At 60.7% G+C, this 12,836-nt stretch carries 28 protein-coding genes; 25 read left to right on the forward strand and 3 right to left on the reverse strand.

Annotated features, from left to right (window positions below):
• Nucleotides 1-4: 4 nt before the first annotated feature.
• Nucleotides 5-565: a hypothetical protein gene (locus G3N59_RS01130; protein WP_205980633.1), complete on the reverse strand. Its 561-nt coding sequence runs from the start codon at nt 563-565 to the stop codon at nt 5-7.
• Nucleotides 566-640: 75 nt separating this feature from the next.
• On the opposite strand from G3N59_RS01130, the gene G3N59_RS01135 reads away from it, so the two are divergent.
• Complete coding sequence (locus tag G3N59_RS01135) at nt 641-901, forward strand: Cro/CI family transcriptional regulator (protein WP_205980634.1); 261 nt, start codon at nt 641-643, stop codon at nt 899-901.
• A gap of 83 nt (nt 902-984) precedes the next feature.
• Here G3N59_RS01135 and G3N59_RS01140 read toward each other — a convergent pair whose 3' ends face one another.
• The gene (locus G3N59_RS01140) at nt 985-1,371 is read right to left on the reverse strand and encodes a hypothetical protein (protein WP_205980635.1); all 387 of its coding nucleotides are present in this window, start codon (nt 1,369-1,371) and stop codon (nt 985-987) included.
• A 97-nt stretch (nt 1,372-1,468) separates the two neighbouring features.
• Here G3N59_RS01140 and G3N59_RS01145 point away from each other — a divergent pair, with 97 nt between their 5' ends.
• The 23 genes from G3N59_RS01145 to G3N59_RS01255 all read left to right on the forward strand — a co-directional run bounded on the left by G3N59_RS01145 (nt 1,469) and on the right by G3N59_RS01255 (nt 11,339).
• Nucleotides 1,469-1,834, forward strand: coding sequence for a hypothetical protein (locus G3N59_RS01145; RefSeq protein WP_205980636.1), 366 nt, complete (start codon nt 1,469-1,471; stop codon nt 1,832-1,834).
• 263 nt (nt 1,835-2,097) lie between these two features.
• Nucleotides 2,098-2,415, forward strand: a complete 318-nt coding sequence (locus G3N59_RS01150; protein ID WP_205980637.1) for a DNA-binding protein — start codon at nt 2,098-2,100, stop codon at nt 2,413-2,415.
• A 28-nt stretch (nt 2,416-2,443) separates the two neighbouring features.
• Nucleotides 2,444-2,782 carry a hypothetical protein gene (locus G3N59_RS01155; protein ID WP_205980638.1) on the forward strand — a complete coding sequence of 113 codons (339 nt, stop codon included), beginning with the start codon at nt 2,444-2,446 and terminating at the stop codon, nt 2,780-2,782.
• Nucleotides 2,767-3,045, forward strand: a complete 279-nt coding sequence (locus G3N59_RS01160) for a helix-turn-helix domain-containing protein (RefSeq protein ID WP_205980639.1) — start codon at nt 2,767-2,769, stop codon at nt 3,043-3,045. The genes G3N59_RS01155 and G3N59_RS01160 overlap by 16 nt, the downstream gene beginning before the upstream one ends.
• On the forward strand, nt 3,032-3,598 hold the full coding sequence (locus G3N59_RS01165) for a hypothetical protein (protein ID WP_205980640.1): 567 nt from the start codon (nt 3,032-3,034) through the stop codon (nt 3,596-3,598). Before G3N59_RS01160 ends, G3N59_RS01165 begins: the two co-directional genes overlap by 14 nt.
• A complete protein-coding gene (locus G3N59_RS01170) occupies nt 3,595-4,758 on the forward strand; it encodes a hypothetical protein (protein WP_205980641.1) in 1,164 nt (387 codons plus the stop codon). Before G3N59_RS01165 ends, G3N59_RS01170 begins: the two co-directional genes overlap by 4 nt.
• Nucleotides 4,755-5,003 (forward strand): hypothetical protein, encoded by a 249-nt coding sequence (locus G3N59_RS01175; protein ID WP_205980642.1) that lies wholly within the window; start codon nt 4,755-4,757, stop codon nt 5,001-5,003. Before G3N59_RS01170 ends, G3N59_RS01175 begins: the two co-directional genes overlap by 4 nt.
• Nucleotides 5,000-5,419 carry a hypothetical protein gene (locus G3N59_RS01180; RefSeq protein WP_205980643.1) on the forward strand — a complete coding sequence of 140 codons (420 nt, stop codon included), beginning with the start codon at nt 5,000-5,002 and terminating at the stop codon, nt 5,417-5,419. Before G3N59_RS01175 ends, G3N59_RS01180 begins: the two co-directional genes overlap by 4 nt.
• Nucleotides 5,416-5,694 carry a hypothetical protein gene (locus G3N59_RS01185; RefSeq protein WP_205980644.1) on the forward strand — a complete coding sequence of 93 codons (279 nt, stop codon included), beginning with the start codon at nt 5,416-5,418 and terminating at the stop codon, nt 5,692-5,694. Before G3N59_RS01180 ends, G3N59_RS01185 begins: the two co-directional genes overlap by 4 nt.
• Complete coding sequence (locus tag G3N59_RS01190) at nt 5,691-5,972, forward strand: hypothetical protein (protein WP_205980645.1); 282 nt, start codon at nt 5,691-5,693, stop codon at nt 5,970-5,972. Before G3N59_RS01185 ends, G3N59_RS01190 begins: the two co-directional genes overlap by 4 nt.
• Complete coding sequence (locus G3N59_RS01195) at nt 5,969-6,238, forward strand: hypothetical protein (protein ID WP_205980646.1); 270 nt, start codon at nt 5,969-5,971, stop codon at nt 6,236-6,238. The genes G3N59_RS01190 and G3N59_RS01195 overlap by 4 nt, the downstream gene beginning before the upstream one ends.
• The gene (locus G3N59_RS01200) at nt 6,235-6,444 is read left to right on the forward strand and encodes a hypothetical protein (RefSeq protein WP_184852888.1); all 210 of its coding nucleotides are present in this window, start codon (nt 6,235-6,237) and stop codon (nt 6,442-6,444) included. Before G3N59_RS01195 ends, G3N59_RS01200 begins: the two co-directional genes overlap by 4 nt.
• Nucleotides 6,441-6,788 (forward strand): phage protein NinX family protein, encoded by a 348-nt coding sequence (locus G3N59_RS01205; protein ID WP_205980647.1) that lies wholly within the window; start codon nt 6,441-6,443, stop codon nt 6,786-6,788. Before G3N59_RS01200 ends, G3N59_RS01205 begins: the two co-directional genes overlap by 4 nt.
• Nucleotides 6,785-7,099, forward strand: coding sequence for a hypothetical protein (locus G3N59_RS01210; RefSeq protein ID WP_205980648.1), 315 nt, complete (start codon nt 6,785-6,787; stop codon nt 7,097-7,099). The genes G3N59_RS01205 and G3N59_RS01210 overlap by 4 nt, the downstream gene beginning before the upstream one ends.
• A complete protein-coding gene (locus G3N59_RS01215; RefSeq protein WP_205980649.1) occupies nt 7,096-7,368 on the forward strand; it encodes a hypothetical protein in 273 nt (90 codons plus the stop codon). The genes G3N59_RS01210 and G3N59_RS01215 overlap by 4 nt, the downstream gene beginning before the upstream one ends.
• Entirely contained in the window at nt 7,365-7,568 is a 204-nt protein-coding gene (locus G3N59_RS01220) for a hypothetical protein (protein ID WP_205980650.1), read from the forward strand. The genes G3N59_RS01215 and G3N59_RS01220 overlap by 4 nt, the downstream gene beginning before the upstream one ends.
• Nucleotides 7,565-7,939, forward strand: a complete 375-nt coding sequence (locus tag G3N59_RS01225; RefSeq protein WP_205980651.1) for a phage protein NinX family protein — start codon at nt 7,565-7,567, stop codon at nt 7,937-7,939. The genes G3N59_RS01220 and G3N59_RS01225 overlap by 4 nt, the downstream gene beginning before the upstream one ends.
• Nucleotides 7,936-8,145 (forward strand): hypothetical protein, encoded by a 210-nt coding sequence (locus tag G3N59_RS01230; RefSeq protein WP_205980652.1) that lies wholly within the window; start codon nt 7,936-7,938, stop codon nt 8,143-8,145. Before G3N59_RS01225 ends, G3N59_RS01230 begins: the two co-directional genes overlap by 4 nt.
• Nucleotides 8,146-8,162: 17 nt before the next feature.
• Nucleotides 8,163-8,654 carry a hypothetical protein gene (locus G3N59_RS01235; protein ID WP_205980653.1) on the forward strand — a complete coding sequence of 164 codons (492 nt, stop codon included), beginning with the start codon at nt 8,163-8,165 and terminating at the stop codon, nt 8,652-8,654.
• A 60-nt stretch (nt 8,655-8,714) separates the two neighbouring features.
• Complete coding sequence (locus G3N59_RS01240; protein ID WP_205980654.1) at nt 8,715-8,867, forward strand: hypothetical protein; 153 nt, start codon at nt 8,715-8,717, stop codon at nt 8,865-8,867.
• Nucleotides 8,868-9,159: 292 nt separating this feature from the next.
• Nucleotides 9,160-9,831 (forward strand): hypothetical protein, encoded by a 672-nt coding sequence (locus G3N59_RS01245; RefSeq protein ID WP_205980655.1) that lies wholly within the window; start codon nt 9,160-9,162, stop codon nt 9,829-9,831.
• Nucleotides 9,832-10,126: 295 nt separating this feature from the next.
• Complete coding sequence (locus tag G3N59_RS01250; RefSeq protein WP_205980656.1) at nt 10,127-10,453, forward strand: hypothetical protein; 327 nt, start codon at nt 10,127-10,129, stop codon at nt 10,451-10,453.
• Nucleotides 10,454-10,652: 199 nt separating this feature from the next.
• On the forward strand, nt 10,653-11,339 hold the full coding sequence (locus tag G3N59_RS01255) for a DNA-binding protein (RefSeq protein ID WP_205980657.1): 687 nt from the start codon (nt 10,653-10,655) through the stop codon (nt 11,337-11,339).
• 122 nt (nt 11,340-11,461) lie between these two features.
• Here the strand turns inward: G3N59_RS01255 and G3N59_RS01260 are convergent, their stop codons facing one another.
• The gene (locus tag G3N59_RS01260; RefSeq protein ID WP_205980658.1) at nt 11,462-11,746 is read right to left on the reverse strand and encodes a hypothetical protein; all 285 of its coding nucleotides are present in this window, start codon (nt 11,744-11,746) and stop codon (nt 11,462-11,464) included.
• Nucleotides 11,747-12,096: 350 nt separating this feature from the next.
• On the opposite strand from G3N59_RS01260, the gene G3N59_RS01265 reads away from it, so the two are divergent.
• The gene (locus tag G3N59_RS01265) at nt 12,097-12,801 is read left to right on the forward strand and encodes a hypothetical protein (RefSeq protein ID WP_205980659.1); all 705 of its coding nucleotides are present in this window, start codon (nt 12,097-12,099) and stop codon (nt 12,799-12,801) included.
• Nucleotides 12,802-12,836: the final 35 nt, after the last annotated feature.

The following is a 12,836-nucleotide window of genomic DNA, read 5'->3' on the forward strand; positions in this document are numbered from 1 at the left end:
GACCTTATCCAGTCTTCTTTCGCGCGGTGTGTCCTCGTGCTCCGCCATGTACGCCCCGGGTCGTCAGCTTTTGCTCCGCATAGGAGAGCGGTTGGCTATCAATGCCGTCCTGAAGCAGATCGCGCAGTAGCGCCAATCGCTTCGGAGTCAACTTGCCGCTCTCGAAGGCTTCTCTCAGTTCATTGATGAATTGATCCAGCGTGTCGCGCTCACTTTTTAAGCTGGCAGTTACTTCCGTGGAACCAGGGTTTACCTCAGGGTTTACGATACTGCTTAAATCGTCGTTCATCTGACCGCGGTTGGCGCTCTTCGCGCTTTCGAATGAATCGAAGAGTGCGATCGTCATCAGCGGATCGAAGTTCAACCCCCAATAGCCAGCATCGGCAACGTCCGAGAAATACTCGATCAGGTCGTTGATACGGACCTTCGCCACGCGCCCGTATTTGATCCAATCCTGAACGGATGCTGGACGCACGCCCATAGCGTCCGCGAAAGCCTTCTTCGTGACGCCTTTTCTTTTGATGGCGACCGAAATGGCATCGCCTAATTCTTTCCCAGTAAGCATTGCCTAATTTGACCCGTGCAAAGGTCGATGCGGCAATGCCTTGCTAAAATGAGGCAATGCCATATAATGCCGTTCATGAGCGAGACCTACACCGAGGCTGTCCTGCGGGCCAGCAAATTGATTGGCGGCAACGCGGCTCTTGCGCGGGCCATTGGCGTGAAGCCACCGACTGTGCAGCAGTGGGTGAATGGCGAGCGCAAGGTGCCGCCGAGCCGCTGCGTTGCAATCGAACGGCTGACGGGCGGCGACGTTACGCGCAAGGATCTGCGCCCGACGGATTGGGCGGAGTACTGGCCGGAGCTGGCGGAGGTTGCACAGCACGAGGAGGGCATTTGAGATGACTGCATTTAGCGACCGCCCCGCCTCGAATGATCGAGTCGAGTGCGCGGGACGGCTGATCGAGATCGAGCGGTTTGCGGTCAGCTCGCTTTTTGGGCAGACGCAGCCTGTTCTGCTGTGGCAAGCGCCTCGCCAAGGTGGTAATGAAGCGCCCGCAGGCTCTCGAGCGGGATCGCAAACGCTTGCCATCCGAATCCAGGGTGCCGGACTTGAAGCAGGGCGCCTCCGATGAACTGCTCGTATGAAGCCCACCAGCGAGGATCGACCGTAGCGAGAGTTTTCTCGCCGACTTCTGGATCGCTCGTGCGCACGGGCGGTATCAAACTTTCGCGAACTTGCGCCAACACGTTGATGTGCTCCGAAAGTGCGTCTGGAGTGAAGCTTCTTGTCTGCCCGTTGTGCGTGATCTCGACGCGATACGTCCCGTCGGGCATTTCGTACGTCGCTACTTTGACTTCGTCCGTCATGGGGATTCCCTTTCGTGAAGAAACGGTTGGCGTAGGAACCTCCGATTCTAAACGTGGAGTGGATCCCCACCATTTCTGTCAGTCGAGGAGCAACTAAATGCGCTGGCTCTATGCCTTCTTCGGCCCTGCCGCCGAGATTGCTTTCGGCTGGCTGTGGCTCGTGCGCGGCGTCGATGCTGGCGGCCGTGTCCTGACCTTCTACTGGTGGTGCACAGTCGCAGCGCTGTTCGGCGCCACGTTGATTTACGTGCTTGCGCACTGGGTCAACCGGCCGATTCCGAAGGGTGCGTCCACGCCGCGCGCGGTTCGCTATTGGCTGCGCGCGATCTTTTTCGCGCGCCTTATCGCGCAGGTCGCGATTGGCTGCACGTCGCTCGGCGTCCTGTCGCTGACCGCCTGGCTGTTTGCCCGTTTCGCGTTTCTGCTCGCCACTGAAGGCGAGAAGAGCAGCGCCGGCGTCTGAATGAAAAGCCGCGTCGCCTTCTTGGCGGACGCAACTCAACGTAAGCGCGATGTCTTCGATGCGCGCTGCGTTGAAAGGATTCTTAGATCTGCACGCGCCGGCGCGCAAAGCATCGTGGGCCGAGCGTCGTTGCTGGAGACGCAGTCGCAGGGAGGCAGAGCGGTAGGGCATGTGATCTCGCGTATTTGTGAGTGGCATGCACCGACTGTAAAAGAGGATGCGTTCAATCGCATTCCTGAATAATTGAATAGGGAGTAACCCTCATGAACCACGCAGCACAGACGATACCGATTGCGCCGATGCGCATGCCTATCGTCGAAAAGCAGTTACGGGAAGCGATTGCGGACCCTAAGAAGAAGCAGGCCATCCTCGAGGCGACGGGCTGGGACCAGTCGATGCCATCGAAGATCCTGTCGAACACGGCGGGTATCACTCTGGAACATCTCGACACGCTGTTCCGCGCGATCGGTCTCGTCGTGACGACCGTGAGCTACATGGACTATCTCGCGGAAGGGAACGTCATCGGCAGTAATTGCCGTTGCGCGCGCATGAATATGGGTGCATGCGGCGCTGCCGCCTGACGGTTCGTTCACGCATTCAGGAAGACCAATGAACGTCGAAGCGGGAGATATCGCACGCGTCGTGAATACGGGCACTGCGAACGATGGCGCCGTGGTGAACGTCGTCGAGCTGGACGTCCAATGGACCGAAATCATGAAGAAGCCGGTCTGGGTCGTTCGAGGCGTGAAGATGCTCGGTTTCGCTGGAAAGATCCCCAAGACCGTTCAGGAGGAGGGCGTCATGCCTGACCTGAACCTGCGCAGGGTAAAAACGGATCGCGATGCCGTCGACCGGCGCGACCTTTCGCTGCCGATGCCGCCTACACAACGCAGCCAGATCGCTGAAGCGGTCAAACAAGCTATGGGGACTGGATGTCTCACCACCTGACCAATCAAGCCTGGGACATCGAGCTTCGCGGCATGCAGAAGCTCGTTTTGCTTTGTCTGGCGCACCTTAGCGTGATGAGCACGCGCGAGTGTTGCCCGACGATCGCGCGTATTGCCGTGATGTGTGGCATTTCCGACAGCAGCGTGCGCGACCAGATCCGCGCGCTGGCGGCGCTCGGCCTGGTCGAAGAGCTGCGCGACGGGCGAATCGTGCATTACCGCGTCAATATCGGCGCGCCGCGAGACGCCAATGTCGAAGCATGAGAATTCATCTGCTGGCGGCGATCATGGCCGTCAGTTCAACGCTGGCCTGATCGAGGCTGCCATCCGGCGCCACGTCGATCATCGCGCCAACACCCTGATTCCTGAGGCGTCGATCCGCTACGCCGTCGGTCACAGCCGCTTCGAGTATCGCGCCGATTTCGTCGTGGTCACGCGCGCGAACTACGCGACCGAGCTCGAGGTGAAGATCTCGCTCGGCGACTGGCGCAGGGATCTCGCGAAGCCGAAGTGGGTGGGCATGCCCGCCTGGATCACGCGCTTCATTTACGTCGTGCCCCAGCAGCTCGGCATCCCCGAGTGGGTGCCTGAGCGCGCGGGCGTCTGGCACGTCAAGCCGACCCGCGTCCAGTCGACCAGCACGTGTCTCGACGGCTTCGAGATCTTCGTGGCGCGCGCGCCGCACGTGCTTGGCCGCGAGAAGCTGCCGCCCGCCGTGCTCGGCACGTGGCACAAAAACCTCTACTACCGCTATTGGGAGCAGCGCATGGACGCGCAGCGCCGCATCGCGCGCCATATTCGCGAGGCCGTCGCATGAGCCACTACGCTTTCCAATGGGCAAAGCGCCAGTGCGTGGGCGACTCGACGACCAAGACTGTCCTGAAGACCTACGCGAACTGGGCCAGTGAGGACTACAGCACCTGGGTGACCAACGAGGAGTTGCTCATCGACACGGAGCTGAACATCCAGACGATCCGCAAGGCGCGCGCGAAGCTGATCGAGAAGGGCTATCTGATCGAGACGGACAAGCGCATTGGCGAGACACGCAGCATCGTTGTCTATCAGATGGTGGCGCCGGCCGGCTCGACGATAGTGCAGGCGATCGACCAGCGCACGGGCGAAACGATTTCGCTCAGCCCTCCGTCACGTGAGGATTACGAGGCGAAGACCCTCCAAAAACGAAGCCCCTCCAAAATTGGAGCCTCTTCGGGTAAGCGGGCTAAGAGGGGTGAAAAACCAAGCCCCTCCAAAAACGAAGCCCCTCCAGATTCCACTTCAAGCCCCTCCAAATCCCACGTTAAGGGGGGTGAAATCCCACCTCAAGCCCCTCCAAATTTGGAGCCCAATAAAGCAGATGTTGGCTTAGAGAGCAGTAGCAGCAGCGACGCGCGCGAAGCCGACGCTGTGGATAACTCGCTGCCGCTGCTGCCTGAAGACGAGCAAACCGAAGAGCCGCCGCACAACGCTGATGACATCGCGCCGCCAGATGCCGAAGCGCAACTTCTCGCGTGGCTCGCCGTGCTGCCGAACGTCGCGGTCGACCAGCTGGCGGACCGCCTGCTCGTGCTGACATGGGTTGGCAAGGGCTTGACGCAGGTGCAGCTGGCGGAAGCGCATCGCCGCGCGCAGAAGCGCCGCGACTCAAAGCAGGACGAGCGCGCCATTGGCGCGAAATTTCTCGACTGCTTCGTGAGCGAGGTGCTGGCGGCCGGGAAAGCGCAGGCCGAGCCGTCCGCCAGCCAGAGCACGCCGTGGTGGGAAAGCGATTCGGGCATCAACGCGCAGGGCAGAAGCAAGCGCGTGGAGCGTCGCCCGAACGAGACGACCCCGGATTACCTGATTCGCGTGGCGCAGGCCTCTGGCCGCGGGCCGTGGATCGAGCACGTGCTGAAGCGCTGGCAGGGCACGGCGCGGTACCAGAGCGTCATCGAATTTTTCGGCGACCACCTTCTCCCTGTGGACTTCTACGCGTCATGATCGACAACCCACTTCGCAGCCAATTGTTCGGCATGAACATCTCCGTCGATCCGGCGCTCGACAACGTTCCGCGCATGCAGACGTCGCCTGAGTTTGCGGCGCTAATGCCGGCTGCGTTTGTCGACGAGCTCAACGACTGGATGCTCCAGTTCTTCGGCACGCACAGCCCGATCTACAAGCTGCCGGGAAATCGGCTCGTGATGGGCACAAAGGCATATGCCATGTTGCAAGCGTCGCTGCGATGAGCAACGTCATCGACATCGACGAGCTGCGCATCCAGCGCCAGCAAAAGCACGAGACGCGGGCCGCGACCGAGTGCGCGCACAAGCGGCTCAACCTCGACGACGTCGGGAGCATTGTGCGCTGCGCTGATTGCGGCACGCAGCTCGATGCTTATTGGACGCTCACGCTGTTCCTCGATCACTACGGCCGCGCGCTGCGAAGGCTGAATGAGCGCGAACGCGCGCACGCCGAGGCGAAGGTGCGCGACATCCACCTGACGGCCGCTCAGCGCGTCGAGAAGGCATGGCGCAGCCGCTCGATGGTGCCGTGCTGCCCTCATTGCGGCGAAGGCATCCGCGCTGATGACGGGCTGGGCGGCACGATGATCAACCGCTCGATCGACGACCGCCGGCGCGCGGCGAAGAAGGGCGGCGCGTGAAAAACGACATCGCGAACTATTTGTCGGCCGCGGCGCTCATCGCGCTAGCCTCGGATTCCCGCGTGATCTTTGGGCCGACCTGGCTGCGCATGGCGGCGAGCGCGTATCGACGTGATCGGTCGCATATGGCGCCGGCCGACGTCGAAATTCTTGATCACGTCGACCGCGAGGTTTTGCAACTTGCCTACGGCGAAGGTCTATTCGATACGCAATGGAGCCTATTCGCCGAGTTTCAGAAAGAAATTAATCGACAGATCGCGGAGGCCTTTCGATGAACTGCAAACCCGGAGATCTCGCTTATGTGATTCGGGACGAATTCCCCGAAAACGAAGGGCGCATCGTCGAAGTACTCGCGCTCTCGCCGCCGGAAGAGGACGACGAAGGGCCGTACTGGGAGGTGCGCTTCATCGGCGCGCCCGGGCCGTTTTCGGATTGGGATTTTCCGGGCGAGCGGGCGGGCTACGACCTTGAGTGCTGCTTCCTCGACGCGCAGCTTCGACCGATCAATGGTGTGCCGGTGACGGAAGAAGAGCGAGACGAGGTGACCGCATGAACTGTAAGCCGCCGTGCATGGCGCTCATCGTCAAATCCGATTTCCCGGAGTTGCTCGGGCTGCCGGTCGATGTGCCTGGCGAAACCGTCGATTACCCGAATCTCGGCTTCTGCTGGGTCGTGCGGCTGCCGCGTCCGATGCCCTGTTGGGACTTCGATCGCCAGTGCGACATCCTCCACGACGTCATCGCCGTCCCCGACTACTGCCTGCGCCAGATCACTGGGCTGCCGGTGCACGACGAGCAGCTCGACGAGGTGACCGCTTGAGCACGCTCGATTGGATTTCGACGTTTCTTTTTGTGGCGTTCATAGCGTTTGTCGTGGTCCTGTTCCGCCGCGATCGGCACTGGACTTATTGGCTCGAAACGACGGAGGAACGCTATTACCGCTGGTCCGACGGCGCGTGGGTCAAGACCATCAAGAAACGCTGGTATCGCGTGCACACCGATGGCCGAAAGGAGTATCTCGAATGAAAGTAAGTGAGCTGAGCGGCGCGCTGCTCGATTACTGGGTCGCGAAAGCAGACGGAAGCCGCGGTGCGGCCTACAGCTTTCAAGACGGCTGCTACCGCGCGACCGACTGCGGTGTGCTGATTTTCTATTCGAGTGACTGGCAGCAAGCAGGTCCGATCATCGAACGCGAAGGAATCGCGGTCTATCTCTGTGACGCTTGGGTGGCGCTTGTGCGGCCAGAGATCTGTCACGGTTATCTGGAGGCAGATGTTATCGAAGAGGGTCCCACGCCGCTCATCGCGGCGATGCGCGCGTTCGTCGCTTCAAAGTTCGGCGCCGAAGTGACTGACGAGGTGCCGGCATGAGAGTTAAAGACATGCGCGGCCACACATTGGAAGTGTGGGTCAAATGTTCATTTTATGAGGACGCGCCGGCTGGCTGGCGGGTCGTGATTCCTGTCCTTGAAGATGGCACCGAAGACTGGCAATTGGCGCCGCTTCCGTTCGATACCAACTTCTCCGATGCAGAACGGGTTGGCATTTTTGAACTTCCAGATACTTGGCGTGCGGCACACGTAAGAAACGGGGTCTTCTTCACGGCGAATGGCCCGACTCCTGCCATAGCTGCGGCACGCACCTATGTGATGGCGGTCTTCGGCGAAGAGGTGCCAGCGTGACCGGAGTGTATTTCGTTCTTCATCCCGAGGTATACGGCATTGATCCGGAGCTGGCGGAGCGAGTCGCGCGCGAACTCGGTGGGGCGCTAATCGTGTGCGACTCGCTTTTCGACGGCGAGGAGCTGCGGATGAAGGCCGCTTGCGAAAAGCTGGCCCGCGCGCAATTCGATCTCCCCGAGTTCGCATCGCCGACCGAGATCGATAACCGTGCCGCGCGCCGCCGCGCGAAGTTTTCACGCCGCACAAACAACGACGGATGGAAAGCATGAAGCTCGAACCCTGCAAATTTTGCGGCGGCGTGGCGAAAGATCCGAGCGTCGATCAGATCGAAATCAATTCGTGGCTGGCCAGCATTGAGTGCGGTGAATGCGACGTGACGGTGACGCTGCAATTCACGAGCGCGGCCCCACAAAAGGCGATCGCCGACGTTGTCGAAATGTGGAACAGCGAACCGGGAGCATCCCAATGAAGGTATCCGAACTGAGCGGCGCGCAGCTCGACGAGTGGGTGGCTCGCGCAGAGGGCCATGCCGTAGACCGTCGATTTCGTGCGGAGGCAAATTCCTTTGTGCAGGTGATTGTTAGCGAGCACGGGTCGCGCGGGGTGCCGCACTACTCGTCGGATTGGGCGCAAGGCGGTCCGATTATCGAGCGCGAGCGCTTCGAAATAGCCCCTTGGCTCGATCAAGACGGCCATCTCCACTGGTTAGCACAGCAACAGGAACTACGTGATTTGTTCAACAAGCACGCGCTCTCGGGAGCCACTGCGCTCGTCGCGGCGATGCGCGCATATGTGGCGCTTAAGTTCGGCGCCGATGTTCCTGACGAGGTGCCAGCATGAAAACGAAGATCCGCCCAGACGGAACGCTTCTCATCGCCGCTGAGACCGAACTGGAGCAATACGCGCTCGACCAGTGGTCCAAAGAAAATATCCGCTACGACGACGTGCGCGCGCCGCATCCGCGCATCTCAGTCTACTTCGGCGACTCGCTTGTGCGCGGCAGTTCGACGTTCGACGAACTTGCCGAAACGCTCTCGAAACCGTGAGCGACGGAACCATAGGCGTGAACCCGATCGACGCCGCTCGCGCGGTCGCAAGTGGCGTGGGCCTCGATCCTGAGCAGATCGCAGCTGAGTGGCGCGCCATGCGTATGCCCGGTGTGATGAGCGCAGAGGAGTACTTCCTCGGCACGCCGGAAAACGCCGCACGCGTGCGCAGGGAACGACTGGCGGACATGCGCTACGCCCAATCGCACTTCCCATCTCTTTTCATCACGCCGCCAGCAGCTGCTGGCGGTTCAACCTTGGAGCAAACCATGAGCACCGTACGAGCGAAATTCAAAGTCACGTCGACCAGCCAGCGTGAGCACTGGGACAGCCAGAAGGGGCATATCCACGAGATCGAGCTGTCGCCGGTGGTGAACGGCTCTCCGGAAAACGACGCTTTCTACGCGGCGACGCCCGGCGGCGTCATGAAGTTGCAGACGGTGAACCACGAAGCCGGTGTGCAGTTCGAGCTGGGTGGCGAGTACTACGTCGATTTCACGAAGGCCTGACTTTAGATCCATGATCGCCGGCCGCGCGCCGGCAAACCTTTTGACGGGAGATAAACGGCGATGAAAAACCACTTCAATGTCAGATTGTCCGACGAAGACGGAAATGAAGCGCGAAAAACGCTCACCCTGCGCACGTCGATAGAGAATCTGCGCGAACGGTGTGAGCTTATTGGGAAGTTTATTGAAGATCTGACGCGCAGCGTTGCGGTGTGAGGCGTGCAATGGACACCATTCAAAAGCCGGCGCCGACGTGCTCGACATGCCGCTTCGGTCAACCGTCACCACCTTCGCCACGCATGCCGCGCGCGTGTCGCCACCCGCGTATGGAATATTTGCGCGACCCGGTCAATGGCTGGTTGCCGACGTGTAGCGAGGCGCGCGGTGGCGATTTCATCTCCGTTGATCTTTGTGGGGCCAATGGGCGCCTGTGGGAGGCGCAGCCCGAGGCGCCCCGGCGCGCACCGCTGCTTATTCGCATCTGGCGTCTCGTGCGCGGCGGTGAGGCATGAAAAATCCCGATTGGTCACCCGAAGACGATGCGCGCCTGCGTGCTTTCCACGCAACTGAGTTAAATGCCGAGCAGATTGCCGCGCACTTCGCCGGTCGCACATGCAACGGTGTCAAGGGGCGCATGCGCAAACTGAAGCTTGGCGTGCGCGAAATGGCTTACGCGAAGTGGACGCCAGCTGAATACGCGCTGCTCCGCAAGATCTGGTTTGAGAAGGGCACATTGAAGCAGCTCTGCGCCGAGCATTTTCCCGCGCGCGGCTGGCGGTCGGTGATGGAGCACGGCCTCGCAAGCGGGTTGCCGCGGCGCACGAAACAGCGCGGTTGCTCATATTCGTGGGTGACCGAAGAGCTCATCCGCGTGCTGGCGGCTCAGCCAAACCTCACTGTGCCGGAGATCGCCGCGCGCTGCGCAGGATCACGTCAGCGCGTCACCACGCTCTTACGCCAGGGGCACGGCATTCACTTTTTCAAATCAGGCTGGGAACGTGTTCGAGTCACTGGCAATGGCGGCTGGTGGCCTCGATGGTCACTAGGCGCAGGCCCTGACGCGCCGATGCCCGTCGCGACGTCCAATTCCGTCAACGGGAAGCAGCATCGCTTTCGTCGCCGCGTGCTGGCGGGAAAAATCGATCCGTTTTCCACTATCCGCCAGCAGATCGCTGCATGAAGCATCGACCTAACAAGCGCGAGTCGGCGCACATGGGGCGTATCGCGAAGATGGCGTGCATCTGTTGCACGTTGCTCGACCGCCAGCAGCAATCGAAAACCGACGTACACCACGCTCGCGTTGGCCATGGTGGCGCGCAGCGCGCCGGCGACTTTTGCACGATCCCGCTATGTCACGACGACTGCCATCAAGGCCGAAACGGCGTGCATGGAGACCAGACGTATCTGCGGATCTTGAAAATGACGCAGATGGATTTGCTCAACGCGACGCTCGAGCGACTCTACGGGGAAAGCCGATGACGATGGTGCTGATCACCGACGTGCCGACGCTAGTTCCGGCGACGTATGGGAAATACCGTAACCGCATCACATATGTCTCGGGGGAGGCCGAGCACGTCGCGCGCGTGCGCGTCATCCGTCGCAAGAAACTGGCCGACGGATCGCTCGATCCGGATCTAGCAGAGGTCGAGGTCTACGTTCCTGACGACCGCCGCGCTGGCATCGAAGCGCCGCGCGGCGCGTGGGTCGATCGCGAATATCTGCGCTGCACTGCGCGGCTTAGCAAGAACCGTAGATCGCTACGCGATTTCTTTGACTCTGGCGAGCTGGAGCGTGCAGTTTGAGCCGCCCTCGGCCCGCGCCGGCGGCGCAGACCGATCTTGAAAGCGCGTTGCGCGAGGCGTCACGCGCAGTGCGCGCCGGGCGCCCTGAAGAGACCGTCATGATTTCCGCGTCAGCGCTTTGGCTATTGAGCGAGACGCTCCACGCGCAGAGCGCGCGCATCGAAGCATTGAAAAACCTGCAACCTAGAAAGGCAAGCCGATGAGCGAAACCACAGAAAAGCTGTTCCGCACGCCACAAGACGCTCTCGTGTTCGCGTTCAACTATTCGATGCAGCGGCAGGACCGCTCTTTGGTCGATCGAATGGCCGCACCGTCGCCACGCACCGGGAAGGGCTTGAGCGGTAACGACGGTGCCGGGCAGGCCGGCATGATTCGCCGCGAGCTCGAGCAGTTGAGCGAGCTGGATCGGGCGGTACTTGCCGCTCGCTTCGCGCCGAAATCGTGGCCGTGCGCCTGCGGTAGCGATTGCTGCTCAGGGCACATGCCCAATCCAGAATACGTCGCAGCGATCCGGACTCTGGAGCAAGCCGCTCTGGCAAAGCTGGCCGGCCATTTGTCGCACTATCGCTTGCGGCGGCGGCTCGTCGAAAAGGCGATGGGCGTGAAAGTGGAGATCAGCACGCTGGCCAAAGAGTGCGGCGTGAGCGAAAACACGGCTTCGGCCCACTGGAAGATAGTGCGCGAATGGATTTGCGGGGTGCCGAAGCCAAAGGCAAAGGCACCGGCGAAGCGCGTGCGTGTCGCGACTGACGGCGCGCGTGCGGATGCCGTGTTGGACGAGGAAGCGGAGAGCGCCGCTGTCCTGACTGCGGTAGACGGAATCGAGTCATTGGCGCGCAAACGCGCCGACGATTTGCTCTCCACGTTGCCATTTATGGCGTCATGACGCGCAATTTCTTGACTTTGCGGTTTTCGACCGTAGAATACGCATCAACCTGACACTGTGAATAAGTGTCTCTGAAGCCCGCACGGTTACCGCCGCGCGGGCTTTTTCGTTTTCCGACTCGGTTATGCGCCCGGGATGGCATTGCGGAGCCATTGTTTTGCCGTGTCGCTAAACGAATCCGTCCACGCTGCTTCCGGAGCGATTTTGGCGACCAGCAGACGGTCATCTTTGTGGATATGTTGAACGAGATTGTTGCGAATTTGTTCTGCGGTGTGATTGGTCGAAATGAGCCATGTGGAATCCAAGTTTCCCCAATAGACCTCATAACCCTTGATTGCGGCAATCAGATTCTCGTAATTCTGAAACGGCTTTTTGGTCAGATCGTATCCGACGAAGTAAATGGCCATTGTTTTTCCTTCATGCGTATGGTGATCGGCGCCCGGCCCCCCGGAGCGCCTTCCGCGTATGTAAGGATTGGTAGGCTGAATTCAACGATGTCGTAAACCCTGGGCGTAACGTTTGCGAGTGAAGCAATGAACAGACCGAAGTCCAAGGCTACTTCGCCGCGTCTCGGTGCGAGCGTTATGGTGCGTGCGCCGTTCTTTGCGAACGCGACGGTCGGTATATGTATTGCCGTCTTTGACGAAGAGCCAACCGAAATCGCTGTGCAGGTCTTCCCTCTTGGCCGCGACTCGCTTCAATTGCCCGCGGTGCCGTTCTTTTCGAGCGAGCCGGACGCAGGCGTGAGATCGGCGGCATGGCCGGCCTGATGACGATCCGGGTCACATCGAATGCACGTGATTTGGCTCGCGGCCTCAACGACTTCATTCAGAAGCAGGTGCCTTTCGCGATCGCGCAGGGCATCAACAAGACCGCGCAGCGCGTCGCCGAAGTAGAAAAGCAAAACCTCGCGGATACGCTGACCAATCCGTCACCGTTCACGCGCAACTCTGTCGGCGTGCAGCGCGCAAAGAAAGGCGCCCCGACGGCAGTCGTCTATATGAAGGACATCGCCGCTAGCTATCTCGAGCCGTTCGAGACCGGCGGTGTGCACAAACTCAACAGCCGGGCGCTGCTCAACCCGAAGAACATTCGGCTGAACCAGTATGGGCAGCTGCCGCGCAATACGCTCGCCGCGCTGAAGGGGCGCCCCGATATTTTCATCGGTGAGGTCAAGACTGCATCCGGCGAGACGATCAATGGGGTGTGGCAGCGCCCGACCAACACGAAGCGCGTCAGTCTGATCAACGCGCGCGGCAAGAAGCTCGGCAAGTTGAACAAGCTGGATGCGACGCAGAATGGCGGCCGCGGCAAGCTGAAGCTGTTGATCCGCTTCGGCGATGCATTGCCGGTCAAGAAGCACCTCGATTGGGGCGTCCAAGCGAGGCGCACCATCCAGCAATGGATAGATCGCGACATGGCCACGGCGCTCTCCGAGGCCATGAAGACCGCCCGGCGCTGAAAAGGAAGGTCACCCGGAGGCTCTCCCGAAGGCCC

The organism is Paraburkholderia sp. Ac-20340, from assembly GCF_017104965.1.
GTDB lineage: Bacteria > Pseudomonadota > Gammaproteobacteria > Burkholderiales > Burkholderiaceae > Paraburkholderia.